This window comes from Streptomyces sp. NPDC033221 (genome assembly GCF_055577005.1).
Genome location: NZ_JBVIQN010000016.1, coordinates 162,279 through 188,165 on the forward strand (window position 1 = coordinate 162,279; position 25,887 = coordinate 188,165).

Here is a 25,887-nt window from a genome sequence, read left to right on the forward strand (position 1 = left end):
CCCGCCTACCTCCTATCTCCAACGGCGCCCCCGCACCAGACGGTATGCAGCACTCCAACAGGGGTAAGTTTGTTCGGGGTTGTCTCCTAGAAGCTCCCGCAGGCTTTGCCCGGCGCCTCGTCCGGCAGATATCTGGCGTGCTCGGCGGGGGTGAGTTCGCGGTTGACGGCGCGGCAGATCCGCTTGGCCGACTCGGCGGGGCCGGGCAGGCTCACCTCCCGCAGGCGTACCGCTCCGTCGGAGCTGCCGCTGGCCAGGTTGCGGCCGTCCGGGCTGAACGCCACCGACCGCACGAGGCCGGTCTGTCCCGTGTAGGTGGCGCGGGACTGCCCGGTGGCGACGTCCCACAGCCGTACGGATCCGGTGTCGCGTCCACTGGCGGCCAGCGTCCGGCCGTCGGGGGTGAAGGCCACCGCGCCCAGGGTGCCGATGGTGTGCCCGGTGATGGTGGTGCGGACCGTGCCGGTGGCCACGTCCCACAGCCGTACCGACCCGTCGGCGCCGCCACCGGCCAGGGTGTGGCCGTCCGGGCTGAATGCGACCGCCCCGGCGTCGCCGCGGGGGCCGGTCAGGACGGTGCGGACCCGGCCCGTCGCCACGTCCCAGAGCCGTATGGGGCCGTGCAGACTGCCGCTCGCCAGGGTCCGGCCGTCCCGGCTGAAGGCGACCGAGGTGGTCCGGTCGGTACGGGAGGTGGCGAGGGTGCGGGTCTTACGGGTGACGGTGTCCCACAGCCGCAGCGCTCCGCTCCCGCTGGTACCGGCCAGGGTCCGGCCGTCCGGACTGAAGGCCACCGCCTCGCCCTTGAACCGCGGCAGGGTGGCGCGGAGTTCGCCGGTGGCCACGTCCCAGATCCGCAGGCCGCCGCGTCTGCCGGTGGCGGCGAGGGTACGGCCGTCGGGGCCGAAGGCCAGCGCGCGCACGCGGTCGCGCCGGCCGCCGTCGGCGGGTCCGGCGCCAAGGGTCCGGCTGCCGCGGGTGGCCAGGTCCCAGACGCGTACGGTGCCGTCGTCGCCGCCGCTGGCCAGGGTGCGGCCGCCCCGGCCGAACGCCACCGTGCCCACCGGCCCGGCGTGGCCTTTCAGCGTGGTGAGCACGTCGCCGAGGGCGGTGTTCCACAGCCGGACCGTACCGTCGTCGCTGCCACTGGCCATCGTGTGCCCGTCCGGGCTGAATGCCACCGAGCTGACGCGGCGGGCGTGTCCGGGCAGGGTCCCGAGCATCGCGCCGGTGGCCACGTCCCACAGCCGTACGATGCCGTCGTCGCTGCCGCCGCCCAGGATGCGGCCGGAGGGGGCGAAGGCCATCGTGATCACGTATCCGGCGGGTCCGGCGAGGGTGGAGCGGGCCTTGCCCGCGGTCACGTCCCACAGCCGGACCGCGGCGTCGTTCTTCCCGTAGACGGCCAGGGTGCGCCCGTCCGGGCCGAACGCCACCGCTCTGTTGCTGCCCGCGGGCCAGACGAGCCGGGCCCCGGCGGTGCCGGTGGCCACGTCCCACAGGCGGACGGTCCCGTCGAGACTGCCGGTGGCCACCGAACGGCCGTCGGGGGCGAAGGCCACCGAGACGACCTCCTTGGTGTGACCGCGGAGCGTCGCGGAGAGCGCGCCGGTGGCGGCGTTCCACAGGCGTACCGTGCCGTCGGTGCCGCCGGTGGCCAGGATCCGCCCGTCCCGGCTGAACGCCGTGGTCGCCACCGGGCCGCCGTGCCCGGTGAACGTCGCGCGGGTGCGGCCGGTGGCCACGTCCCACACCCGCCAGCTGCCGTCGCGGGTGCTGCCGGCCAGCGTGCGTCCGCCGGCGCCGAAGGCCAGCGCGACGAGGGGTCCGGCGGGCCCGGCGAGGGTGGCGCGGGCCGTGCCGGTGGCCACGTTCCACAGGCGTACGGCGTTGTCGCGTCCGCCGCTGGTGGCGAGGGTGCGGCCGTCCGGGCCGAACGCGACCGCCCGCACCCCGCCGGCGTGCGCGTCGAGCCGGCGCCGCAGCGGCACGTCCGCGGCGGTGAACAGGCCGGCGACTGCCTCCGGGGTACGGGCGGTCCGGTACGCGTGCACCGCGAGGAGGGAGGCCAGGTCCGGCCGGTCCTCGATGAGGGCGGACGACTGGGCGGCGAGCTGGCGGGACAGGGAGATCCGCTGGGCGGCGAGCGCCGCGTCGCGCTGCTGTTCGCTGGTGCGGAACTGGTCCCAGGCGAGCAGCCCAGCGGTCAGGGCGAGGACGAGGAGGACGGACAGGGTGGTGGCGAACTGGCGCAGGCGCCGGGTGGTGCGGGCGGTCGCGCGCTGCTCGCGGTCGCATGCCACGGAGCTGGCGGTGAGGAAGGCGCGTTCCAGTGGGGTGAGTTCGTCGGGTGTGGCGGCGGGCGCGGGGCCGGGCGCCGCGGCGGCCGGTGCTGCCTGGTCGAACGTCTCCTCGGCCACGTCCAGGCGGGTGCCCCGGTACAACGCCCCGGGGTCGCGGTCGAGTTCGTCCCACAGCCCGGCCGCCTCGGTCAGCCGGCGGTGCACGATCAGGCGGCCGCGGTCCTCCTCGATCCAGCCGCGCAGCCGGGGCCAGGAGGTGATCAGCGCTTCGTGTGCCAGGTCCACGGTGTCCTGGTCCACCGTGATCAGCCGGGCCAGGGCCAGTTGCTCGACCACCTGGGCCGCGGCCGGGTCGCCGGCGTCCAGCTCGTCCCGGGCGGCGGGACGGCGGGTGTCCGGGGTTCCCTCGCCCGGTGTGATCAGGCGCAGCAGCATCCGGCGGGCCGTCCCGGCCTGCCGCGGCGTGAGCCGGGCGTAGAGGTGTTCGGCGGTCTGGGCGACCGCGCCGTGGACGCCGCCCGCCGACTCGTACGCCTGGAGGGTCAGGGTGCGGCCGCGGCGGCGGCGCCAGGTCTCCAGCAGGACGTGCGAGAGCAGGGGCAGGCTGCCGGGCTCGTCGGCCATCTCCTCGATGAGGCGGGCGGTCAGGGCGCGTTCGACGATCAGTCCCTCGGCGGCCGCGGGCTTGACGATCGCCTCCCGCAGTTCCTGCGGTGACATCGGCCCGATGGGCAGGCTCGCCTCCTGGATCACACCGGCCAGTTCCCGGTGGGCCAGGCACCTCCCGTAGAAGTCCGCCCGTACGCCCAGCACCACCCGCAGCCGGGCGGCGGGGTCGTGGGCCGCCACGATCCGGCCGATGAAGGCGTTCCGTTCGTCGGGGTCGGCGCAGAGCGTGAAGATCTCCTCGAACTGGTCCACCACCAGCCAGGTGTCCCCCGGCGCCGCGGCGGGGGTGAACAGCCGCCCGGCGTCGCGCGCGGGGTGGGCGCCGGGGGTGAGGACGCGGATCGCGGCGGGCCGGGGAAGGCCGGGGGACGGTTCGGCGGCGGGCTGCCGGAGGCGGGCGATGAGCCCGGCGCGCAGCAGGGAGGACTTTCCGCTGCCGGACGGGCCGAACACCGCGACGACCCGGCGCTCGCGCACCCGCCGTACCAGGTCGTCGGTGAGCCGGCGGCGGCCGAAGTACCGCGCGTGGTCGCCCGGTTCGAAGCGGGCCAGGCCGCGGTAGGGCGGAACGGCTCCGTCCGCGTCCGGTGCGAGGGCGCGGGCCGCGTCCTCCCGTACGGTCTCGTGCCAGCGCCGCCGCCACTGCTCGGCGTCCCCGCCGCACGCCGCCACGTACGCCAGGGTGACCGGGAGGGACGGCAGCTTCTCCCCCGCCGCCGCCTGGGACAGTACGGCGGCCGAGTAGGTCACCCGTTCCGCCATGACCCGGTAGGTCGGACTGCCCGCCTCCAGACGCAGCTTGCGCAGCGCGTAAGCGAACCGCTGTACCGGGCCCGCACCGGGATCCACAGGCTTTTCGCGACGCCCCATGCGGCCCTCCGCCGAACCGACCGGCAAACCGCCACGGTACGAAGCCCGGCGGGGTGCCACAAGGACGGTTCCGGCCGTGCGCGCCATTGATTACGTGCACGGAAACGGGCTGCCAATCAATCGCCCGTGCGGTGAAGTGGGCAGTACACGCGCCGTCCCGCCATGCCCGCGTCTCGGACCGGACAGGGACGGCGCACGATCGCACCACTGTGCGGCCGGTGGGTGGACGGGCACCTTTACGGGGGTAGGGTGCCCGGCACCTCCGGGCACCCCGGCGGGCCGGGCGCGGCACCGCCCGCCCGGCTCACGTCAGCCGCATCCCGTTGGCCGTGACGACCGCGTCGTAGGAGCCCTTCAGGCCGCCCTGGCCGACGTAGCAGCGGAAGCCGCTGGGCTTGTCGATCGGTACGAGCTGGACCTCGGGGGCCTTGTCGCAGCGCAGCGAACTGGCCGCCTTGCCCCCGTACATCCCGTACTGCTTCCACGCCCGGGCCCGCATGCCCTCGGCGGTCAGCACGCCGCCCTTGGTCGGTGTGGCCGTGTACTGCATCAGGATGTAGCCGCCCTTGGTCTCGACGCGGAAGGGCACGTCGACTCCCATGTACTTCACCGTGCAGGTGAAGGTCTGGGGCTTGTCACCGACCTCTCGGGTGTCACAGGTGCTACTGGTCGGCTTGGGGACCGCGCCGCCCATCTGGAGCACCCGGCTCTCCAGGTCGTACTTGATCTGATCCAGCACCGGCGCGTCCTTGCCGGGTGCCGGGTGCTGCGGGGAGGCCTTCCCGGGCGGCGGCGCCGTCGGGCTCGGGACCGGTGTGCCCTTGGTGAGCGCCGGGTCCTCCGACGATCCGCAGGCGCTGGCCGCCGAGACCATGAGAGCCACCATCGCCGCCGTACGTATCCACTTGTCGCGCTGCACTGCTCTTCCACCGATTCCCCGTTGCGCGCGGGCCTGCGCCGGCCCGCGCGGTGTTTCCGGACCGACCGATCTTAGGACGCGCGGGGCGAAGCGGAGGAAGGGGGTACGGATACCGGCGGGCGGCCGTGTGGGCGTGGGCAGAGGCGTCAGTACAGCGGGAACGCCCAGCCGCCGGGGTAGAACGGCTCCCGCTCCCCCCGGAACGCGAGACTCGCGCGGGCCAGCGCGCCCGGCCGCACCTCCTCGACCAGGCCCGCGGCCGCGCGGGACGCCAGGGTGGTGCCCCCGAGGAAGGCCGCGCCCAGTTCGGCGGAGGTCATCCGCAGGTCGGCCGGGGCGTCCGTACGCTCGCAGGTGACCGAGTCACCGTCGGCCTGCAGGCGGTGGCGGCCGATGTTCCAGGGGCAGAAGGTGTCCTCGACGTCCAGGACGAGGTCGACGGGGACGGCGTAGCGGCGGCCGGCCAGGGCCCGGTCCACGTCGACCAGCCGCACCCACAGCCGGTCCACGACGGCCGGGCGGGTGGCCCGGCCGTCCGTCAGCAGGTGCGGAAGCGATTCGTCCACCGCGCCTTCGTACCCGATCCACTGCACCAGGTCGATGCCCGCGAGGTAGCGCCAGAGGGCGGCGTACGCCTGCCGCGAGACCGCGGCGAGTTCCGCGACCCGTACGGCGCTGTCGTCGTTGCAGGCGTCCTGGGCGCTGTGGTGCCGGTACAGGGCGTAGCCGCTGGTGCGGCCGTCGGCTTCCTGGTGGACGGCGAAGCGCAGCGCGGTGGCGCCCGGGCGGGCGGACGGCGCGTCGAAGAGGCGGACCCGCCAGTGGGCGGCGGTCCGGTCGGGCCAGCCGACCGTGGCCTGCCGGACCTGGTCGTAGATCTCCGCCAGCAGCGGAAGGGCTTCGGAACGGCTGAGGAGCCGGACCGTGCCGTCGCCGAAGTCGGTGCCGGGGCGGAAGACCATGCTTGCCTTGTGGCAGCGCATGTGGATGCCCTGCGTGGCCGGGCCGTAGCCGTAGCGCCCGTAAATCGCGGCCTCCAGGGGGCGCAGTACGGCGATCGGCTCGGCGCCCTGCTGGTGCAGGCCGGTCAGCTGGCGCCGCATCATCGCGGTGAGGATGCCGCGGCGCCGGTGGGTGGGAGCCACGCCGACCGAGGCGATGCCCGCCGTCGGCAGGACGGCTCCGGGAACCGTCAGCAGCCGGTGGTAGACGGACGCGCCGCCCACGGGCGTCGTTCCGTCGAACGCGGCGAGGGTGCGGTCCAGCTCGGTGGCGGCGCGCTGGGCGGCGATCTCCTCGTCGGAGCGGTCGGCGCCGTAGGTGTCGGCGATCATCCTGGCCCAGTCGCCGAACTCGTCGTCGGTGACGGGACGGAGTGCGTACGAAGCGGTCACCACGTCTGTCTAGCGGACGCCGGGCGGTCGCACTATCGGATTTCCGGGCCGGTACCTCGGGTACCGGCCACGGCCGCGGCCCCGGCAGGCGGCGCCCCGGCGCGCTTCAAAGACAGGCTCTCAGCCCGACCGGGCCAGCCGGAACCCCAGATCGTCTATGCGCAGGGTCGGGTGGCTCTTCCGGCGGCAGGAAGCGCGGCAGCCGCGCGGCGGGTCCTGCCACCCGCCGCCACGGAACGTGCGGTACGGGCCGTAGACCCGGGGGTCGTAGACGTCCCAGCACCACTCCCACACATTGCCGATCATGTCGTACAGGCCCCAGGCGTTCGGCGTCCTGGCCGCGACGTCGTGCACCCGGCCGCCGGAGTTCTCCCGGTACCAGGCGATCGCGTCCAATTCCCCGTAGCGAACATCGGGGGAACCGGCCCGGCAGGCGTACTCCCACTCCGCCTCGGTCGGGAGTCGGTAACCGTCGGCCGACCGGTCGCAGGTCACGTCCTGCGCGTCGGGGTCCTCGCCGGTCGAATAGCAGGGGTCGAGCCCCGACGCCCGCGAGAGCCGGTTGCAGAAGCGCACGGCGTCCTTCCAGGAGACGTCGGTCACTGGCGTACGGGGGCCCGCCGGGCTCTCGGGCGCCTCGCCCAGCACGGCGAGGTACAGCTCGCGGGTCACCGGGTACGGCGCCAGCCGGAAGGCCGCGACCTCGGTCCGCCGGCTGGTCTTCGCAGCCTCGTCCCGGAGGACGACCTCCCCCGCCGGTATCGCGGTCAAGGGCTCAGGGGCGGCCGTCATCTGGCGCGGTGTCATTCCTGGGCTCGTCACGGGCTCTTTCTACCGGTCCGGCGGCGGCGCCGGGACCGCCCTTCCGGCGAATCCGTACGGGCGTACGGGCCGCGCCGTACAACCGTCACGTGATCTTCATGAACCGCCGGTTCCGGTCATGCTGCCGACACGGGGACAGGCCAGGTGTAGTTGGCGGCGGGAGGGTTACCCATCCGGGAACCCCTGTGCGGTCCGCCGGGGAACCTTCGAGGTGAGGCCTCCGATGTCGCTGTTGTCAGGGGTACCCGGGCTGTCGGGACTGCGCGTGCCCAAGCCGCCGCTGCCGCTGCCCGGCCCGGTCGTGGAAGGGGTGCGGACGGGTGCCCGGGGAGCCTTGGAGCTGGCCTGGCAGCTGGCGGGAGTGCCGGGCCGGGCCGTCTGGTCACGGCCGGGGCGCTGCTACATCGCGGTGCACGGGGTGCAGACGGCGGACGGCGAGCGGGTCGCGCGGCGGGTGGAACGGGCGCTGGAGCGGCAGCCGGGGGTGGAGTGGGCCCGGGTGAACGGGCCGTCCGGGCGGGTGGCGATCGCGCTGGGGCCGCAGGCGCCGCGCCAGGCGGAACTGGTCGCTCTGGTGGCGAAGGCCGAAGCGGGCGGCACGGGCACAGGTACCGGCACCGGTACGGGCACGGACACCGGCGCGGACCCCGGCTGCGACGAGCACGGTGAGTGGTGCCAGGAGCCGCACCACCCGTGCGAGGGGCCGCGGACCCGCCAGTCCATGACGGGACTGGCCGCCGACGCGGTCGGACTGGGCATCGCCACACTGACACGTCTCGCCCCATGGGCCCCCTTGCCCGCCGAGGTCGGATCACTGGCGGGGCTCTTCCAGCACCATCCCCGGCTGCGTGCGTGGGCGGAGCGGGGTCTGGCCGGTCCGGAGCGGGCCGAGTCGCTGCTGCCGGCGGTCAGCGCGCTGGCGCAGGGAGTGGCGACGCGGGGCGGCGGGCTGGTGCTGGACGTGGTGCAGCGGGTCGCCCAGTGGCGGGAGGCCGACGCGTACCGGAAGGCATGGGAAGCGGTGGAGCCGCGGATGGTGCGCGGTCCGCAGGACGCCGCCGCCGAACCGATCGTGGTCGAGCGGCCGCTGCCGGCGCCGAAGGACTCGGTGGACCGCTATGCCGAGCGGTCGGCGGCCGTGGGGCTGGCGGCCGGGGCGGCGGCCGTGCCGTTCACCGGGCCGCGCCGAGGGCTGGCCGTCGCGCTGGCCGGTGTGCCGAAGGCGCCGGAGGCCGGGCGTGAGGGGTTCGCGACGAACCTGGGACGGTCCCTGGCGCTGCGCGGCGTGGTGGCCATGGACCGGGGTGTGCTGCGCCGGCTCGGGCAGGTGAACTGCGTGGTGCTGGACGAGACGGCGCTGCGCGCCGACCGGTACGACCTGTCCGACCTGGAGCTGCTGCCGGGCACCGATCCGGACACCGCCACCGGCCACTTGTTCGACCTGTTCGATGCCGACGATCCGCTGGAGACACGGCGGGCCGCGGACGGCTGGACGCTCGGCCCGCTGGCGGACCTCCCGGGCGCCGAAGACAGCGGCCAGGACGCCGCCGGAGAGGACGCCGTACGGCGGTTGCGGCGGAAGAAGTGCGACCACCTGCTGGGCCTGGCGCAGCACGGCCGGCTCCGGGCAGTGGCGGGCCTGGTCGCGCAGACGGCCCCCGGCGCACAGGCCGTGGCGTCGGCCGCGCGCCGCGCCGGGACCCGGATCGTCCTGGCCTCCGACCGGCCGGACCCGGAGTGCGGATACGCCGACGCCGTGCTGCCCGGCGGTAAACGGCTGGTCGCCTCCGTACGGGAACTCCAGGGCAACGGCGCGGTCGTACTGCTCGTCTCCGGCAACCGCCGCGCGCTGGGCACGTCCGACTGCGGCATCGGGGTGCACCACAAGGGGCAGGCACCCGCCTGGGGCGCGCATCTGCTGGTCGGTGGCGACCTGAACGCGGCCGGGCTGATCGTGGACGCGGTGGCCGTGGCGGCGCAGGTGGACCGGGAGAGCGCGATGCTGGCGGCGGGCGGCAGCGGGGTGGGGGCCGTGGCCGCCGTACAGGCCCGCCCGTTCCACGCCACCCGGCGCGCGGCGGCGGCCGGGCACACCGCCGGGTCCGCCGCCTTCTGCCTCGGTGCCTGGCGCGCCCGGCAGTTGCTGGCCCGGCCGCCGGTACCGCCCGCGCAGAGCACGCCCTGGCATCTGATGCCCGCCGCGCGGGTGCTGGAGCGGCTGGCGGCGACGCCGGAGGGGCTGGCGTCCCGCGAGGCCGCGGCCCGCTGCTCGCCCGCCGGCCGGGCGGACGGTCCGCGGCGCACCGGTCTCGGTGCCGCGTTCGTCGAGGAGCTGGCCAACCCGCTCACGCCGGTGCTCGCGGCGGGCGCGGCGCTGTCCGCGGCCGTCGGTTCGCGGACCGATGCCGCGCTGGTGGCCGCGATCACCGGCACCTCGGCGCTCGTCGGCGGCGTCCAGCGGGTCCGTACGGAAGCGGCGCTGGCCGAGCTGTTCCGGCGCTCCGCGATCACCGCGCGGGTACGGCGGGACGGCGACGAACGGCAGGTCGCCGCCGGTGAGCTGGTCCCCGGGGACATCGTCCTGCTGGGTACCGAGGACGTGGTGCCGGCCGACTGCCGGCTCCTGGACGCCGAGGGCCTGGAGCTGGACGAGTCCTCGCTGACCGGGGAGTCCCTGCCGGTGTCCAAGGACCCGGCGCCGGTGGTGGCGGCGCAGCTCGCGGAGCGGCGTTCGATGCTGTACGAGGGGACGACGGTGGCCGCGGGCCGGGCCACGGCCGTGGTCGTCGCCACGGGCGCGGCGACGGAGGTCGGGCGCAGTCTGGCCACCGCGCGGCAGGCGGCCCCCAAGGCTGGTGTGGAGAAGCGGCTGGCCTCGCTGACCAAGGCGAGCCTGCCGATCGCCCTCGGCTCGGCCGCCGCCGTCGCCGGGGCCGGCCTCCTGCACGGCCGGCGCCTGCGCCACACGCTCGCCTCGGCGGTGAACCTGGCGGTCGCCTCGGTCCCCGAGGGCCTGCCGTTCCTGGTCAGCGCGGCCCAACTGGCCGCCGCCCGCCGCCTCGCCGAACACGGGGCGCTGGTCCGCAACCCCCGTACGATCGAGGCGCTCGGCCGGGCCGACGTGCTGTGCTTCGACAAGACCGGCACCCTCACCGAGGGCACTCTGGAGCTGGCGGAGGTCAGCGACGGCGAACGGGCGCTGCCCGCCGACCGGCTGGACGGCGTCCGCCGGACGGTACTGGCCGCGGCCCTGCGCGCCACCCCGTCGGCACACTCCCCCGAGCCGATGTCCCACCACACCGACCGGGCGGTGGTGGCCGGGGCCCGGCGGCAGCACGTCACCGTACGCGGTGGCGCTCCCCGCTGGCGGCGCGCCGACGACCTGCCGTTCGAGCCGTCCCGCGCCTACCACGCCACCGCCGGGCAGGTGTTGCGCGGCAGGCTGCTCAGCGTGAAGGGCGCTCCCGAGAACGTGCTGGCCCGCTGCGACCGTCGGCGGACCGGCGACTCGGCCACCCGACCGCTCGGTGACCGGGAACGCGCCCGCCTGACCGCGGCCGCCGAGGAGCTGGCCGGCGCCGGCCGCCGGGTCCTGGCGGTGGCCGAACGTCCGTTGAGCAGCGGTGAACAGCTCACCGACGAGGCCGTGGACGGGCTGGTCCTCCTGGGCTTCCTCACCCTGTCCGATCCCGTACGGGCCGGGGCGCTGCCCGCCACGGAACGGCTGCGCGAGGCCGGGGTGCAGATCGTCATGCTCACCGGCGACCACCCCGCCACCGCCGACGCGATCGCCTCGACCATCAGCCAGGGCGCCTCCCAGCGCGTGTGCAACGCGACGGACCTGGACGAGCTGGACGACGACGCGCTGGACGAACTGCTGCCCCGGGTCGATGTGATCGCCCGGTGCAGCCCGCACCACAAGGTCCGCATCGTGCAGGCGTACCAGCGCATCGGCCGGGTCGTGGCGATGACCGGCGACGGCGCCAACGACGCCCCGGCCATCCGGCTCGCCGACATCGGCATCGCGCTGGGCCGCCGGGGCACCCCGGCGGCCACCGCCGCCGCCGACCTCGTCGTCAGCGACGACCGGCTGGACACGATCATCGCCGCGCTGCTGGAGGGCCGGGCGATGTGGACCTCGGTCCGCGCCGCGCTGTCCATCCTGATCGGCGGCAACCTCGGCGAGATCGGCTTCAGCGTGCTGGCCGCCGCCCTGACCGGCCGCTCCCCGCTGACCGCCCGGCAGATCATGCTGGTCAACCTGCTCACCGACCTGGCACCGGCGCTGGCCATCGCGGTCCGCGAGCCGCCCGGCGACGGCGGCGAACGCCTGCTGAAGGAAGGGCCCGACCGCTCCCTGGGGGCCGCGCTCACCCAGGAGTTGCTGCTGCGTGGCGTGACCACGACCCTCGGCGCGACGCTGGCCTGGGGAGCGGCCCGGCTCACCGGCCGGCGTCGCCGCGCGGGCACCGTCGCGCTGGCCGCGGTGGTCGGCACCCAGCTCGCGCAGACGGTGGTCACCGGCGGGCCCGACCGCAAGGTGCTGCTCGCGGGGGTGGGCTCCGCCGCGGTACTGGCGGCGGTCATCCAGACACCGGGCGTCAGCCGGTTCTTCGGCTGCGCCCCGATGGGCCCGGTGGCCTGGGGCATCACGCTGGGGGCGATCGCCACGGCCACGCTGGCGGGGGTGGCGCTGGGCCCCGTCGTACGGCGGCTTCCGTTCTCACGACCGACAGAATCAACTCCCGCACCCGCTCCGACTCCGACTCAGCCGAAGTCGTAAACGAAGGTGTACGGGACGGACGGGCTGCCCTGCTCGGCCGTGAACTCACCGGTGCCGCGCAGCCCGGCCAGTTCCCCGGTGGCCGAACCCGGTACGACCTCGAAGGTGCAGTGCACACGCCCCCGGTCGTCGAACGAGCCGCGCTCCTCTGCGACGAAGGTGCCCCGGCGCCCGTCGACGCTGCCTTCCAGCAGCTCCATCCCGGTGAACGTGCCGGTCTTCTCCGTGACGTAGACGATGGTGTACTCGCAGGTCGTGTGTGCGGCCTCGATGCCCCCGGAGAAGGCGTTGGTGACGGCGGCGTGGGCGAGGCGCGGGGCAGTGCCGTCCTCGCCGAGGGCGCGTTCCTCCCAGTTGGCGTAAGTGAAGTGCCCGGTGGTGCGGGTGCGTTCGGCGCTGGTCGGTGCGGGCATGGTGATCCTTTCGTCCGGCGGCGCGGTGCGGTCCGCGCTGCGTGATCGCAGTCTGGCCGCCGTACCTGACACCTTCTGTCAGGTACGGCGCGACAATGACCCCATGCGTGCCGACCGTCTGCTCTCCCTCCTCCTGCTGCTCCAGAACCGCGGCCGGATGACCGCTGCCGAACTGGCCGCCGAACTGGAGGTGTCCCCGCGCACGGTCTACCGGGACGTCGAAGCGCTGGGCGCGGCGGGCGTCCCGGTGCGCTCCGAACGCGGCCCGGACGGCGGCTATGCGCTGATGGACGGTTACCGCACCCGCCTGACCGGGCTGAACGACGCCGAGGCGGAGTCGCTGTTCCTGGCCGGCGTACCGGGGGCCGCGCGGGAACTGGGCCTGGGCGCGGTGCTGGCGACGGCCCAGCTGAAACTCCAGGCCGCCCTGCCGCCCGGCCTGGCGGACCGGGCCCGGCGCCTCCAGGACCGCTTCCATCTGGACGCCGCCGCCTGGTTCCGGCATGCCGACCCGGTCCCCCACCTGGCGTCCGTGGCACGCGCCGTCTGGGAGCAGCGGACGCTGCGCGTCCACTACCGGGCATGGAGCGGCAGCGCGGCGCACCGGGAGCTGCGCCCGCTCGGCCTCGTCCTGAAGGGCGGCATCTGGTACGTGGTGGCCTGGACCGACCACACCCCGCCGGGCGACGGCCCCGTGCCGACCAGGACGTACCGGATCTCGCGCCTGGTGAGCGCCGAGGCGACGGACACGCCTTTCGAGCGGCCGGCCGGTTTCGACCTGGCCGCCTGCTGGGCGGAGTCCTCCCGGCGCCTGGAGGCCGGACTGCACCACGAAACAGCACAACTGCGGATCTCACCGCACGCGCAACGGCTGCTGCCCATGCACTTCGGCACGGCCGGCAGCCAGGCCCTGAACGACGCCGGGCCACCGGACCACGACGGCTGGGTACGGGTGGACCTCCCGGTCGAAACCCCGGCCGTCGCGGTCGGCGACCTTCTCCGGCTGGGTACGGAGGCCGAGGTACTGGGCCCACCCGGCCTCCGCGCCGCCGTCGCCCGCACGGCGTCCGAACTGGCGGAACGGTACGCGGCGACATGAGCCCGCCCGTCCGCCCCGGCTCACCCCCGCGGCCCCGGACCGGGCACGGCCACCGTGGAGTCCAGGTGTGCGGCCACTTCCCGGCCGATCCGGGCCAGCGGGCCCGGCTGGGTCATGGCGTGGTGGGTGCAGGCGATGTCGTGGTTCTCGATGTGGCCGGTGACCAGGTGGCGCCAGGCCTCGGCGGCCGGCGCCTGGGCGGGCTTGCCGTCGGTGGCGTGGAAGTACAGCAGGTCGCCGTCGAAGATGCCCTCGGAGAAGGTCGGCAGCAGCTTCACCGCGTTGGTGAACACCTCGGTGACGGCGGTGAGCCGGTCCTCACCGAGCGCCGGGTGCTGCTTCAGCGAGTCGAGCAGTTCGCCGGCGCCGCCCTGCCCGCGCAGCACCGCCGCCACGCCCGGGACGGTCAGCGGCCGCGCGAACGCGTGCGGGTCGTGACCGGCCGCCTCCAGGAGCAGGGCCAGGATGTCGTGTTCCGTCACGTCGGCGTCCGTCGTTCCGTGCGGGTCGATGGGGCGTGCGTCGAGCATGGCCAGCAGCGCCACCCGTTCGCCCCTGGCCTGGAGCCGGACCGCGATGGCGTGGGCCAGCGCGCCGCCGAGCGACCAGCCCAGGAGGTGGTAGGGGCCGGCGGGCTGTACGGCGCGGATCTGCCCGACGTAATCGGCGACCATCTCCTCGAACGTGGCGGGCAGGGCCGCGCGCTGCGCCAGCCCGCCGGCCTGGAGTCCGTACACCGGGACGTCCGGCCCCAGGTGCCGCAGCAGACCGGCGTAGCACCAGCTCAGGCCGCCGGAGGGATGGACGCAGAACAGCGGCGGCCGGCTTCCCCGGGTGCGCAGCGGCAGCAGGGCCTCGAAGCCGTCCGATGCGCCGCCGGTCCGCAGCACCTTGACGAGGTCGGCGACGGTGGGCGCTTCGAACAGCGCGCGGATGGACAGTTCGGTGCCCAGGGCGGACCGGATACGGCTGATGAGCTTGGCCGCCAGCAGGGAGTGCCCGCCGAGGGCGAAGAAGTCGTCGTCGACGTCGACCTGCCGTACGCCGAGCACTTCGGCGAACAGCGTGCACAGCACCTTCTCCCGGGGGCTGCGCGGCTGCCGCCCGTTGCAGGCCGCGGGCGCTTCCGGGGCGGGCAGCGCGGCGCGGTCCAGCTTGCCGTTGGCGGTCAGCGGCAGGTGGTCCAGGAGGACGAAGGCGCTGGGCACCATGTATTCGGGCAGCCGCGCGGCGGCCCAGGCGCGCAGGGCGTCGGCGTCGACCGGCGCGGGCGGGGCAGCCGGTGTCGGCGGGGCGGTACGGCCGGAGCGGCGGGCGGCGGGGACCCGGCCGGCCACTCCCCCGCTCGCGGCCGGCACGACGTACGCGGCCAGCCGCCGGTCGCCGGGGGTGTCCTCCCGTACGGTGACCACCGCGTGGGCGACGCCCGGGTGCCGGGCCAGTGCCGTCTCGACCTCACCGGGCTCGATGCGGAAGCCGCGCACCTTGACCTGTCCGTCGGCGCGGCCGAGGTATTCCAGGATGCCGTCGGGCGTCCAGCGTGCCCGGTCACCGGTCCGGTACATGCGTGAGCCGGGCGCGCCGCAGGTGCAGGGCACTCCGGGGTCGCCGCAGGTTCCGGCGGCCGACCCGCTGCCCGCATGGGCGAACGGGTTGGCGACGAAGCGCTCCGCGGTCAGCGCGGGCCGGCGGAGGTAGCCGCGGGCGATCTGGTCGCCGGCCAGGTACAGCTCGCCCGGCACACCGGCCGGAACGGGGTTGAGCGCGGCGTCCAGCACATACGCCTGGACGTTGCGCCCGGGACGCCCGATGACGGGCTGCTCCCCCTGGCCGGCGATCCGGCAGTACACGGCGTCGACGGTGCACTCGGTCGGCCCGTAATAGTTGTACGCGGTGGTGCCGGGCAGGGCGCGCAGCGTCTCCCAGAGGGCGGCGTCGACGGCCTCGCCGCCCACCATCAGGAGCCGGGGCCGGTGCCCTTCGCCGGTGAACAGCCCGGCGGCGATCAGCTGGTGGAGGTAGGTGGGAGTGAGGTCGAGGAAGTCGATGCGGTGGTCGGCGATGTAGCCGACGAGGGCGGGCGGGTCGAGCCGTACGGCGTCCTCGACGAGGTGCAGTTCATGGCCGGCGGCCAGGAACAGCGGGCCCTCCCAGGCGGTGTCGAAGGAGAACGCGGCGGTCAGCGCGGTCCGCAGGCGGCGCCGGGCGGCGGCCGTCTCCGGGTCGATCAGCTCGGCCCGGTGGTCGAAGAACAGGTTCGTCAGCTGGCGGTGTTCGACGACGACACCCTTGGGCTGTCCGGTGGAGCCGGAGGTGTAGCTGACGTACGCCGGGTGGCCCGGTGCCAGCGGGGACCGCCGGTCGGCGTCCGTGGGGTCGGTGTCCGGGCACAGCTCCAGCTCCCGGGCAGCGGCCTGGTCATCGAGGCACAGCGTGGCGGCGGTGCCGGGCAGCTGCCCGGCGGCCGCCGTGGTGAGGACGCACACCGGGCGGGCGTCGGCGAGCAGGAAGCGGATCCGCTCGGCGGGCAGTTCCGGGTCGACCGGTACGTACGCGGCGCCCGTCTTGAGGACCGCCAGCAGGCCGGCGAGATGATCGGCCGTGCGCGGCAGCGCCAGCGCCACGAACGTCTCGGGCCCGGCGCCGCGTTCGATCAGCGCGTGCGCCAGCCGGTTGGCGCGTGAGTTCAGTGCGGCGTACGACAGGGTGGTGGCACCGCAGACCAGGGCGGTGGCGGCGGGCGTGCGGCGGGCCTGCTCCTCGAAGAGCGCGGGCAGCGTCGTGTCCGGCACCGTACGGGCGGTGTCGTTCCAGCCGGTGGTCACCCGGCGGCGCTCCGCGGCCGGCAGCAGGTCGATGCCGCCGACGGGCTGTTCGGGGTCGATGCCGGCCAGGGTGTCCAGCAGGGCCAGGAAGCGGCGCTGGTGGGCGGCGGTGGTCCCGGCGTCGTACAGGTCCGGGTCGGCCTGGAAATCGATGCGCAGGCAGCCGTCGTCGGTCCGCTCGTAGACGTTGACGCCGAGGCCGGTGACCGGGCCGTTGGAGAGGTTGTGCAGGGTGGCCGGGTGCCGCCCGAAGCGCAGCTCCGGGTCGTAGCCCATGATGTTGATGCCCCAGTCGCCGAGGTAGCCGCCGGTGTGCGCGGCGCCCAGCTCCTGGACGAGGTAGGGCGACGGGTAGCGCTGGTGGCGCAGCAGTCCGCGGGCCCGCTCGGAGGTGTGCCGCACCAGTTCGCGCACGGTGGTGTACGGCTCCAGCGCGACCTGGAGGGGCAGCACGTTGGCGACCATGGACGGCGCGCTGCGCGGTACGGCGCCGACGCGGCCGGTCACGGTCAGGTCCAGCGTCACGTCGGTGGACCCGCTCATCCGGTGCACGTACAGCGCGAGCGCGGCCATCGCCACCACGGGCAGCCCCGACCGGGTCCGCCGGGCCAGGGAGCGCAGCCCGTCGGCGGCGGGTGCGGGGAGGTGGCCGGTCTCGCGGACGAAGCGGTGCGGGACGGTGGCCAGCCGGCCGGCCAGGCCGGTGTCGGTGGTACGGCCGGCGAACCGCTCGGCCCAGAACGCGCGGTCCCTCGCGCACCGTTCGGAGGCGTGGTACGCGGACTCGTCGGCCAGCAGCTCCTCCAGCGTGCTCAGGCTGCTGGGCGGGCACTCCTCGCCCGCCTCCAGGGCGCGGTAGATCTCGGCGACGCGCTGGATCAGCAGCGAGAAGCCGTAGCCGTCCAGGACGATGTGGTGCAGTGCCATGTACAGCACACAGTGGTCGTCGGGCAGCCGCAGCACGGCGAAGGAGAACAGCGGGGAGCGGCGCAGGTCGGTGGGCCTGCGCAGATCGGCCCACATCCAGTCCTTCGCGCGGGTCCACGGATCGGCCGGCGGGACCACCCGGGCGGGGCCGGGCGGCGGGCCGGCGGCGGGGCCGGGCGGCTCCCGCAGGTCGACGACGGGCAGCGGCCAGTCGTCCGCGAGGTCGGGCACCTGCCAGACGCCACCGTCCTCGTCGGTCTCGAACCGGACCCGTACGGCCTCGATGTCGGCCACGGCGCGGCGCACCGCGGCGTCCAGCACGGCCAGGTCGACCGGGCCGTGGATGTCCACGTACTCCGCGGCACGGTAGATCGGGTTCTCCGCGTCCAGCTGCTGGGAGAACCACATCCCCGTCTGCGCGACGGTCAGCGGCAATCGGCGACCGCGGTGGCCTGGCTTCCTGTTCATGCTTGCCGTCTCCTGACGAAGGTGCTGGTGTACGACGGCGACCGGGCCGTGGCGGGGCCACGCGGCCGGCCGCGACTCACGCGCCGTAAAGGGCCAACGAGCGCCACCTGACAGGTGTATCGGTTCGTCGGCAAATCTCTTTGGACACGTGTACGGAGACGGATGCGGCGCGCGGGCCGCGGGCCGCCCGTGGGGCCGCCGAGGCGCAGTTCACAGGCGGCATCACGAGGGGCGCGCGGGGCGGTACCGGGCGCCGGGCGGCGCATCCACGCCCGGCCGACGGTCATGCGTACGTCGAATGCGTGCGCCAGAACGGGCCGCCGAGGTCACTCACCCGGGCGTACGAGGTCCGACGGATCGGTGTTCGCGCCGCACACGACGACGCACACCCGCTCCCCCGGCGCGGGCCGGTACGCCCCGGTCCGCAGCGCGGCGAAGGCGGCCGCCGTACCGTGCTCGACCGCCAGCCTGCGGTCGTCCCACAGGTTCCGGCGCGCGGCCAGGATCGCCTCGTCCGGAACCAGCAGCGAGACCGCCCCGGCCTGCCGCGCCCAGTGCAGCGCCATTTCGCTCACGCGGCGCGCGCCCAGCGAGTCGGCGGCCACGGAGTCCACCGGGACGTCGACGACCCGGCCCGCCTCGATGGCCGCGTTCAGCGCCCGGCAGTTCTCCGGTTCGACGGCCACGACGCGTACGCCGTGATGGTGCGCGGCCGCGGCGACACCGCTGAACAGCCCGCCGCCGCCGACCGCGACCACGACCGTGTCCAGGCCGGGGAGCGCGGCCCGGATCTCCTCCAGCAGGGTGCCCGCGCCGGCCGCGATCAGCGGGTGGTCGTACGCGTGCGCCTCCAACGCGCCGGTGCGTGCGCCATGTTCCCTGGACGCCTCCAGCGCGGCGGCGTACTCGGAGCCCACCTGGCGTACGTCGGCACCGAGCAGGCGCAGCCGGGCGACCTTGACCGGCGGCGCGGTCTCCGGCAGGAACACCGTCGCCCGGATGCCGTGCCGGCCCGCGGCCCAGGCGCAGGCCAGCCCCGCGTTGCCCCCGGAGGCGATGACCACCCCGGCCTCCGGCATGGTGCCCGCCTCGCGGTGCGCGGCGACGAAGTTCGCCGCGCCGCGCGCCTTGAACGAACCGGTGTGCTGGGTGAACTCATAGGCGAGCCACCCCTCACCGGCCCCGAAGCCGCCCGGATCGACCGGTGCGACGGTGACCGGACGCACGTCCCCGGCGATCCGGCCGGCCGCCGCCTGCACGTCCTCGTAGCTGATGCTGTTCATCGCGGACCACTCTCCCGGGAGTCGGAACGTCGCACGTCGTGACACGGTGCCGGCCGGCCCGGCGGGCGGAGCCGCCCTCCCGGCCGGACCGGACCAGTTGATCACGGGCACCGGAGCGTCCGCGGTCCAGCCCGCCGTCGCCCGCACGCCGACGCCGGCGGTCCGTTCGTCCGGGTCAGGACTTTCAGCCCTTGGCGCGCGGGCCCGCCCAACGAAATGATCTTGATAAGCCGGGCCGGTGGCACATCCGAGCCACCGGCCGACCGAAGGAAAGAGCACCGCACGTCATGACATTACGTACGCCGGCCGTGGCCGCCTCCTGCGTCGCGGCGGCCCTCTCCCTGGGGCTGCTCCAGGCGCCCGCCGCCCAGGCCGCCGACCGGCCGCAGCCGTCCGGCACCCGGTCACTGGACAACGTGCTCTGCATCTACAGCACCGAGATCACCGACCGCACCACCGGCGGATACGTCTGGGACATCGGCAAACGGGCCCACGCGCTGTGGAAGAGCGACGACTTCCAGAAGAAGTACGGGAAGCTGTCCTACGCCGAACAGACGAACAAAATGCTGTACGAACTGAACGTGAGCCAGCACGTCTTCGGCCACAGCTGGCTCGTGCACTTCCATTCCGGCGGAAAGCTGCACCGGAAACTCGCCGGGGGCGACGAGGCCCGATACGACACGTATTCCTTCCAGCCGAACGACCCGGACGGCGTCAACGGCGACGGGTCGCCGGTCGACGGCATGTCCGTCAACTACACCGGTTACGACATCAACCTCCCCGGCAAGCCGCTGGTCGAATGGGACCGGCCGAGCCGCAAACAGGACCAGGGCCAGGCGTACTCCCCGCGCGCAGCGCGCTGCACGGCACTGACCGGCGCGCAGCAGAGCGCCTTCAAGCAGGAAGTCCAGCGGCGTGCCGGACTCGACGAGAAATACACGCTGCTGCCCAGCTGGAATTACCTGCTGACCGGCGGCTGGGCTGGCACGTCCGCCAGGAACTGCACCACGTTCGCCCTCCAGGTCTGGGACGCGGCAATGAAGGACACCCCGGCCGAACGCATCGACGCGCCGGGCGGCTATCCCGCCGCGGACATCAACAAGCTGGGCGGCAAGGTCCCCGGCGACCTGACGCAGAGTGAGTTCTCTGCGTGGATTCCGGCCCTCGCCGGCAAGTGGATCCGCGAGAAGAACGGCGGGCGGAACGAGAACACGGAGGTACCGCGCTTCGCCGACGACGCGATCGCGCCGGTCACCGGCACACGGTGACACGTCGGGTCACCGCGCGGTGACCCGCGGCCGGGGAGCCGCCCACACGGCTTCCCGGCTGCGGTATTCCGCCCACCCGGCTTCCCGGCTGCGCCCGGCGGTCGCCGCGTGCCATGGTCGTGGCCCACCGCCCCGCCGGCAGGGAGCCGCCATGCCCGACCCCGCACCGCACACCACCGCCGCCGAGGCGGCACCGCCCCGCCCCGCCGACCTGGTGATCGAGGGCTGCACCGTCCTCGTCCACGACGACCGGGACGGCATCGGCTTCACCGAGGACGCCGCGATCGTCGTACGCGAAGGACGCGTCGCCGCGGTCGCCCCGGCCGGCACGGTGGCGGACCTGCCCGCCGCCGAACGCATCGACGCCCGCGGCCAGGTCGCCATGCCGGGGCTGATCAACTGCCATACCCACGCGGCGATGGTGGTGTTCCGGGGCAGTGCCGAGGACCTGCCCGTCGAGGAGTGGTTCAACGACCGGATCTGGCGGGCCGAGACCCACCTCACCGACTCCGACGTCCGGCTCGGCGCGCAGCTCGCCTGCGCCGAGATGATCCGCGGCGGGGTCACCACGTTCGCCGACCACTACTTCGCGATGGACGAGGTGGCCGACGCCGTGCAGGCGAGCGGGCTGCGGGCGGACCTCGGGTGGGCGTACTTCTCCTCCCAGGGGCCGGAGGGCCGCGAGCGTTCCCTGGACTTCGCGCTGCGCCGCCGCGGCGGGGCCGGCGGCCGGATCACCACCTCGCTCGCACCGCACGCGACGTACACCGTCTCGGACGCCGACCTCCGCGCGAGCGCCGGACTCGCCGCCGAGCACGGCCTGCCGGTGCATCTGCACGCCGCCGAGAACCGCGACCAGACCGAACAGAGCCTGGCCCGGCACGGCCGCACCCCGATCGAGACGCTGCACCGCGCCGGCCTCCTGGACGTCGATGTCCTCATCGCCCACGGCACCGGCATCCTCGAACGCGATCTCCCGGTCCTGAGCCGCGGTACGGGACGCATCGGCGTCGCCTCGGCTCCCAGGGGCTACCTGAAGTTCGCGTGGGACACCACTCCCGTACGGCTGCTGCGCTCGATCGGCATCCCGGTCGGCCTGGCGACGGACGGGGCGGCCTCGAACAACACCCTGGACGTCTGGGAGAGCATGACGCTCACGGCCCTCGTACAAAAGGCGTCCGAAGGCGACCCGCGCTGGCTGACCGCCCGTCAGGCACTAGATCACGCGACCACCCAGAGCGCCCAGGCGCTCGGCCTGGCCGACCGGGTGGGCAGGATCGCCCCCGGCCACCGGGCCGACATCATCCTGGTGGACCTCACCGGCCCGCACGTCCAGCCGGTACACGACACCGCCACCGCCCTGGTGCACAGCGCCCGCGCCGGCGACGTACGCACCACCATCGTCGACGGCCGCGTCCTCATGCGCGACCGCCGCCTGCTCACCCTCGATGTCCCCGGAATCACCGCCGAACTCCGCACCCGGCTGCCGGCCCTGCTGGACCCCGGCCACGGCGAGCGCGTCCAGCACTACGACGGGTGAATCACCGTTCCACGGCGTCCAGGTAGGCGCCCAACGGCTGGAGCGGCGTCCACAGTTGTTCGAAGTACGCGGCGAAGTAGGACATATAGACGGGGTCCCGCACGCTGAAGCCGTTCAGCTTCTGGCGGGCGCCGCCCGAGAAGGCCAGGAAGACGGTGCTGTCGTCGATCAGCGCCATGTTCAGGCCGTCGGCCGCCGCCGTCCACCGCAGCACGTTCGCCTCGTAGTTGAGCAGGTGGTCCGTCTCCTCCCGGTGCCGCCGGGCCCAGGCGAGGACATCCCGGTCGGGCACGCCGTCCGTCTCCGGTACACCGATGATGCGGCGGACGCTGCGCTGGTCCTCGGAGTCCTCGCGCGCCCAGGTCAAGATGGCCGCGAAGTACTCGGCGGACGCCTTCGTCGTGTACTGGTCGGGCGGGTAGCGGCGGGTGTACGTCACCCTGATCTCCGACCGCGCCGCCCGGACGCACCGGGCCGCCGCGGTGTAGAACTCCGGGTTGCTGCGGTACCAGGTGGCGGCGAGCAGCGCGTCGCCGCCCACGTCCGGCAGCGCCGCGGGACGCGCCGCCCCGGCCGGGCCGGCCGGCGCCCTGCGCAGCGCGTCGAGCCGGCGCTTGGCGTCCCGCCAGCGGTCCAGCCAGTCCGCCGGCTCCGCCCCGCACGCGGTGACGAAGGCCGAGGTCAGCTCCCAGCTGGGGAAGCGGCGCCCGTTCAGCATCGCCGACACCGAGCTGCGTCCGCACTTCATCTGCAGGGCGAGGCTGGCCTCCGTCGGTTCGAAGCAGCGCAGCCGCAGTTCGCGCAGCTGGACCGCGAACGTCTCCACGGGCTCCGGTACGGGTACGGGTGCGGACGCGGGCCGTTCGGTCAATGGATCATCATCCCCCGGGTGCGCGGCGGCGCGGTGACACAGAAGTCCCGTGCCTGTCCGTCATTGTCCGCCGGTGCCACCGGTGTTCGCCAGTGTCCGTCCGCGCCGTCGTGGTGCTCAGGAATGCCTGTGCCCGTCTCGTGGCCATAGGCCCAGGTGGGTCCGCGCCCGACACTTCAAAGGACGGACCGCTCCGCGGAACTGCGGAACTCCGGAACTGCGGGAAAGGAGCACGCCATGTGACCTGACGGACCCCGACGACCGACCACCACGACCGGCGGACGAGCACACCCGTACCGCCACCGGCACACGAAGAGGCCGCTCCCTGGTGCTTCTGGCGGCAAGCAGGGAACGGCCTTCTGCCGAACACAAGACCCCAGGTTCTACATCCCCCAGGAGACCTCATGTTCGTCGATTGCAGGGTAGCCCTCCGCTGTACGGGCATCGCCTTCGTGGCCGTGCTCATCGTCGGCGTCACCCTGGTGACGCCCTCCCCCACCGGCTTTCCCGTCTCGCAGGACTCCCTCTGGGTCCTGCTCCTGGCGTCGGCGCTCACGCCGGCCGCCGTGCGGGGCGGAACGAGGCGGGAGCGGTGAGCGCGTCGCCGAGGACCGCGGCGTGCCGGCAGTGCGGGGCGCCGGAGCCGCGCACCTTCACCACCCCGGTCGTCGACTGCTCCGGCCGGCTGCTGATCGCCACGTCCGTGATCTGCGCGTGCGGCGGTACCACCCTGGTCGGTCTGCGCCCGGCCCGTACCACGGGCGGGCGGGACGCGGGGTCGCGGCCGGACGCGCCCCGGCAGCTCTTCCCCTTCGCCGTGTACTGATCCGACGTGTACCGATCCGCCGTGTACCGACGGGTCCGCCAACGGTGGCGGACCCGTCGGTGCGGCCGGTCACGCGTCCGCGTGCGACGGCACCGCGCATGTCTGGGTATCGTCGCCGTCGGACCGGTGATCGACCGGTCACCGAAGACGCAATGCGAAAGGTGCAGGCGCTGTGCGACGCCCTCAAGGCCGCGACCACGACCGCGGCCGCGAACACGGCCGGGACCGCGGACCGTCCCGTGGCCACGGCCGTCCCCAGGACCGGCAGCGGGCCGACCGCCCGCAGGGCATCCGGGACGGCCTGGCCGAAGAGCTGCGCCGGATGGACGGCGCCTCGTACGGCAGGTACAAGGCGCTCCTCGGCTCCTGGTCCATGCCCGGCTTCACCCTTGAGGTGATCCGCGGGCAGTCCGACCCCTACGCGCCGCCCGCGCGGGTCGCCCTGCGCGTACCGGCCGAGGAGGCCGGGTTCCCGGCGGGCCTGTGGGAGACGCCCGTCCGGCGGCGGGCGCTGGCGAGCTACCTGGCCCGGCGGGCCGCCGAGGCGGCCGACCACCGTGCGCTGCGGGTGGACGCGGGCGGCCAGGAGGTGCTGGAGCGCAGTTCCTGCCTGGTCGACGCGCGGGACGGCTCGGTGACGCTGCGCCTGGGCGTGGACCTGCCGGGGCACGGCCGCCGTATCGACGGCCGTGCGGCGGAGCATGTCCTGTGCGGGCTGCTGCCGAGGGTCGCCGAGCGCGCCCTGCGGTACGCGGCCCTGGACGCCGACGACGTACGGGCCTTCGCGGACACCGTCGAGGACTCCGACGCGCTGCGCGCCGCGCTGCCCGGCCTCGGTCTGATCGCGTTCGTGGCCGACGGCGCGGTGCTGCCGCGCCGCAGCGGCGTGGACGACCGCCCCGCGGCCGGCGACGGGGTCGTGCCGTTCGCCTCCCCCGGACAACTGCGGGTCTCGGTCGACCTGCCGCACGCCGGGACGGTCACCGGCATGGGCGTACGCGAAGGCGTGACGCTGATCGTCGGCGGCGGGTTCCACGGCAAGTCGACACTGCTGCGGGCCCTGGAGACGGGCGTCTGGGACCACGTTCCGGGTGACGGCCGCGAGCGGGTGGTGGCCCGGCCCGACACCGTCAAGATCCGTTCCGAGGACGGCCGCCGGGTCGAGCGGGTGGACGTGCACGCCTTCGTGGACCACCTGCCGAGCGGCGCCGACACCAGCGACTTCCGTACGGACAACGCCTCCGGCTCCACGTCGCAGGCCGCCTCCCTGTGCGAGGCCGTCGAGGTGGGCGCGCGTGCCCTGCTCATCGACGAGGACACCGCGGCGACCAACCTGATGATCCGCGACGCGCGGATGCAGGCACTGGTCGCCAAGGAGCGGGAGCCGCTGACGCCGTTCGTGGACCTCGTGCGCTCGCTGCACCGGGACCACGGGGTCTCGACCGTGCTGGTGATGGGCGGGTCGGGGGACTACATGGAGGTCGCGGACCAGGTGCTCATGATGGACGCCTACCTGCCGTCCGACGTCACCGAGCGGGCACGCGCGCTGGCGGCGGTACCGACCGGCCGGACCGCCGAGGCGGACGCCTTCCCCGGCCTCGCGCACCGCCGCCCGGACCCCCGCTCACTCGACACCTCGGTACGCGGCCGGTCCCGTATCCGCGCCCGCGGCGACGACGGACTGACCTTCGGCGAGCACGACATCGACCTGCGGGCCGTCGCACAGATCGCGGACGCACGGCAGGTGGCGGGCATCGGCCTGGCCCTCGAACTGATGGTGCGGCGCGGGTACGTCGACGGCAAGCGGACCCTGGCCGAGGCGCTCGACCTCCTCGACGGCGACCTGGCGGACGGCGCGCACCAGCTCCTCGCCGTCCGCGACGAGGACTTCGCCCTGCCGCGCCGCCACGAGGTCGCCGCGGCCCTGAACCGGCTGCGTGGCCTGCGGGTTCTGGGGAGGCCGGCAGGGGCGGCGGGTTCGACGGAGAGCTGAGGGCGGGGCCCGCACTACCCATCCGACGGCACCGGTTCGACGCGCCGGATGCCCGCCCTGCGTACGGCCTCGCGCCCCGCCTCGGCGACCCGCCGTACCAGCGCGGGGCCGTCCCAGTGCGGCGGCCGGCCGTCCCACAGCCGCACCTTGCCCCCGACCACCACCGCGCGGATCCGGTCGCGGCCTGCCAGGCGTACCAGTTCCCAGCTCAGGTCCCACGACGGCGTCAGCTCCGGACTCCAGAGCCTGGTCAACGCCTTCACCGGATCACTCGACGTCGCGATGCTCGTGCTGGCGGGGGTGGTCGTGGTGGGCGGGGGTCTGGTGGCCGCGTGGTATCCGGGCCGTACACGTACGTGAGCCCGCGCCCCGACCGTACGGTCCGGAACGCTCACCGCGGACGCCGAGTTACGCCCGTGGCGGCCCACCGCCCGCACACGCCTGAGCCACCGCCGCGGGTTGTAGGTCGCAGCGGTGGCTCGGGCAGGTGTCGTACGGTGCGGGCCCTGCTCAGGCGGTGGTGGTGTGGCCGGAGAGGCGTTCGACGCCGCGCAGGAGGGCGGAGTGGTCGAGGCCGCCGTCGCCCTGGGCGCGCAGGGCGGCGACCAGGGTGG

16 protein-coding genes and 1 pseudogene are annotated in these 25,887 nt (G+C 74.5%); 7 read left to right on the forward strand and 10 right to left on the reverse strand.

All coding sequences use genetic code 11. The features are described 5' to 3' along the window. Positions 1-86: 86 nt before the first annotated feature. From ACZ53K_RS22250 to ACZ53K_RS22265, 4 genes are all read right to left on the reverse strand, one after another. A complete protein-coding gene (locus tag ACZ53K_RS22250) occupies positions 87-3,842 on the reverse strand; it encodes an nSTAND1 domain-containing NTPase (protein ID WP_468839241.1) in 3,756 nt (1,251 codons plus the stop codon). A gap of 304 nt (positions 3,843-4,146) precedes the next feature. After that, the gene (locus ACZ53K_RS22255; RefSeq protein ID WP_468839243.1) at positions 4,147-4,761 is read right to left on the reverse strand and encodes a hypothetical protein; all 615 of its coding nucleotides are present in this window, start codon (positions 4,759-4,761) and stop codon (positions 4,147-4,149) included. A gap of 146 nt (positions 4,762-4,907) precedes the next feature. Beyond that, positions 4,908-6,155, reverse strand: coding sequence for a GNAT family N-acetyltransferase (locus tag ACZ53K_RS22260; protein ID WP_468839246.1), 1,248 nt, complete (start codon positions 6,153-6,155; stop codon positions 4,908-4,910). 120 nt (positions 6,156-6,275) lie between these two features. Next, complete coding sequence (locus ACZ53K_RS22265; RefSeq protein WP_468839296.1) at positions 6,276-6,962, reverse strand: formylglycine-generating enzyme family protein; 687 nt, start codon at positions 6,960-6,962, stop codon at positions 6,276-6,278. 238 nt (positions 6,963-7,200) lie between these two features. Here ACZ53K_RS22265 and ACZ53K_RS22270 point away from each other — a divergent pair, with 238 nt between their 5' ends. After that, entirely contained in the window at positions 7,201-11,760 is a 4,560-nt protein-coding gene (locus tag ACZ53K_RS22270) for an HAD-IC family P-type ATPase (protein WP_468839249.1), read from the forward strand. On the opposite strand, the gene ACZ53K_RS22275 is transcribed toward ACZ53K_RS22270, so the two are convergent. Further along, positions 11,745-12,173 (reverse strand): DUF3224 domain-containing protein, encoded by a 429-nt coding sequence (locus ACZ53K_RS22275; protein WP_468839251.1) that lies wholly within the window; start codon positions 12,171-12,173, stop codon positions 11,745-11,747. The two genes, ACZ53K_RS22270 and ACZ53K_RS22275, sit on opposite strands and share 16 nt — an antisense overlap. Before the next feature lie 103 nt (positions 12,174-12,276). Here ACZ53K_RS22275 and ACZ53K_RS22280 point away from each other — a divergent pair, with 103 nt between their 5' ends. Next, a complete protein-coding gene (locus ACZ53K_RS22280; RefSeq protein ID WP_468839253.1) occupies positions 12,277-13,272 on the forward strand; it encodes a helix-turn-helix transcriptional regulator in 996 nt (331 codons plus the stop codon). 20 nt (positions 13,273-13,292) lie between these two features. Here the strand turns inward: ACZ53K_RS22280 and ACZ53K_RS22285 are convergent, their stop codons facing one another. Next, entirely contained in the window at positions 13,293-17,492 is a 4,200-nt protein-coding gene (locus ACZ53K_RS22285) for an amino acid adenylation domain-containing protein (protein ID WP_468839255.1), read from the reverse strand. A 326-nt stretch (positions 17,493-17,818) separates the two neighbouring features. Next, complete coding sequence (locus tag ACZ53K_RS22290; RefSeq protein WP_468839258.1) at positions 17,819-18,775, reverse strand: threonine/serine dehydratase; 957 nt, start codon at positions 18,773-18,775, stop codon at positions 17,819-17,821. A 287-nt stretch (positions 18,776-19,062) separates the two neighbouring features. On the opposite strand from ACZ53K_RS22290, the gene ACZ53K_RS22295 reads away from it, so the two are divergent. Together ACZ53K_RS22295 and ACZ53K_RS22300 are read left to right on the forward strand one after the other, a co-directional pair. Continuing rightward, positions 19,063-20,043: a hypothetical protein gene (locus tag ACZ53K_RS22295; RefSeq protein ID WP_468839261.1), complete on the forward strand. Its 981-nt coding sequence runs from the start codon at positions 19,063-19,065 to the stop codon at positions 20,041-20,043. A 151-nt stretch (positions 20,044-20,194) separates the two neighbouring features. Beyond that, complete coding sequence (locus ACZ53K_RS22300) at positions 20,195-21,583, forward strand: amidohydrolase (protein WP_468839264.1); 1,389 nt, start codon at positions 20,195-20,197, stop codon at positions 21,581-21,583. Position 21,584: 1 nt separating this feature from the next. Here ACZ53K_RS22300 and ACZ53K_RS22305 read toward each other — a convergent pair whose 3' ends face one another. After that, positions 21,585-22,454 carry a helix-turn-helix domain-containing protein gene (locus ACZ53K_RS22305; protein WP_468839267.1) on the reverse strand — a complete coding sequence of 290 codons (870 nt, stop codon included), beginning with the start codon at positions 22,452-22,454 and terminating at the stop codon, positions 21,585-21,587. A gap of 404 nt (positions 22,455-22,858) precedes the next feature. On the opposite strand from ACZ53K_RS22305, the gene ACZ53K_RS22310 reads away from it, so the two are divergent. The 3 genes from ACZ53K_RS22310 to ACZ53K_RS22320 all read left to right on the forward strand — a co-directional run bounded on the left by ACZ53K_RS22310 (position 22,859) and on the right by ACZ53K_RS22320 (position 25,273). Beyond that, entirely contained in the window at positions 22,859-23,050 is a 192-nt protein-coding gene (locus tag ACZ53K_RS22310; RefSeq protein ID WP_468839270.1) for a hypothetical protein, read from the forward strand. Next, positions 23,047-23,280: a hypothetical protein gene (locus tag ACZ53K_RS22315; protein ID WP_468839273.1), complete on the forward strand. Its 234-nt coding sequence runs from the start codon at positions 23,047-23,049 to the stop codon at positions 23,278-23,280. The genes ACZ53K_RS22310 and ACZ53K_RS22315 overlap by 4 nt, the downstream gene beginning before the upstream one ends. 172 nt (positions 23,281-23,452) lie before the next feature. Next, complete coding sequence (locus tag ACZ53K_RS22320; protein WP_468839276.1) at positions 23,453-25,273, forward strand: ABC-ATPase domain-containing protein; 1,821 nt, start codon at positions 23,453-23,455, stop codon at positions 25,271-25,273. A gap of 14 nt (positions 25,274-25,287) precedes the next feature. Here ACZ53K_RS22320 and ACZ53K_RS22325 read toward each other — a convergent pair whose 3' ends face one another. Then, complete coding sequence (locus ACZ53K_RS22325; protein WP_468839279.1) at positions 25,288-25,527, reverse strand: hypothetical protein; 240 nt, start codon at positions 25,525-25,527, stop codon at positions 25,288-25,290. Positions 25,528-25,783: 256 nt separating this feature from the next. After that, positions 25,784-25,887: pseudogene (locus tag ACZ53K_RS22330) on the reverse strand (2-hydroxy-3-oxopropionate reductase); the annotation flags it as partial.

What these genes read in the sequence shown, in the direction of transcription:
- ACZ53K_RS22250 (WP_468839241.1), bottom strand. Translation starts at nt 3,842, where the DNA reads ATGGGGCGTCGCGAAAAGCCTGTGGATCCCGGTGCGGGCCCGGTACAG.
- ACZ53K_RS22265 (WP_468839296.1), bottom strand. Translation starts at nt 6,962, where the DNA reads ATGACACCGCGCCAGATGACGGCCGCCCCTGAGCCCTTGACCGCGATA.
- ACZ53K_RS22270 (WP_468839249.1), top strand. Translation starts at nt 7,201, where the DNA reads ATGTCGCTGTTGTCAGGGGTACCCGGGCTGTCGGGACTGCGCGTGCCC.
- ACZ53K_RS22275 (WP_468839251.1), bottom strand. Translation starts at nt 12,173, where the DNA reads ATGCCCGCACCGACCAGCGCCGAACGCACCCGCACCACCGGGCACTTC.
- ACZ53K_RS22280 (WP_468839253.1), top strand. Translation starts at nt 12,277, where the DNA reads ATGCGTGCCGACCGTCTGCTCTCCCTCCTCCTGCTGCTCCAGAACCGC.
- ACZ53K_RS22285 (WP_468839255.1), bottom strand. Translation starts at nt 17,492, where the DNA reads ATGAACAGGAAGCCAGGCCACCGCGGTCGCCGATTGCCGCTGACCGTC.
- ACZ53K_RS22290 (WP_468839258.1), bottom strand. Translation starts at nt 18,775, where the DNA reads ATGAACAGCATCAGCTACGAGGACGTGCAGGCGGCGGCCGGCCGGATC.
- ACZ53K_RS22295 (WP_468839261.1), top strand. Translation starts at nt 19,063, where the DNA reads ATGACATTACGTACGCCGGCCGTGGCCGCCTCCTGCGTCGCGGCGGCC.
- ACZ53K_RS22300 (WP_468839264.1), top strand. Translation starts at nt 20,195, where the DNA reads ATGCCCGACCCCGCACCGCACACCACCGCCGCCGAGGCGGCACCGCCC.
- ACZ53K_RS22310 (WP_468839270.1), top strand. Translation starts at nt 22,859, where the DNA reads ATGTTCGTCGATTGCAGGGTAGCCCTCCGCTGTACGGGCATCGCCTTC.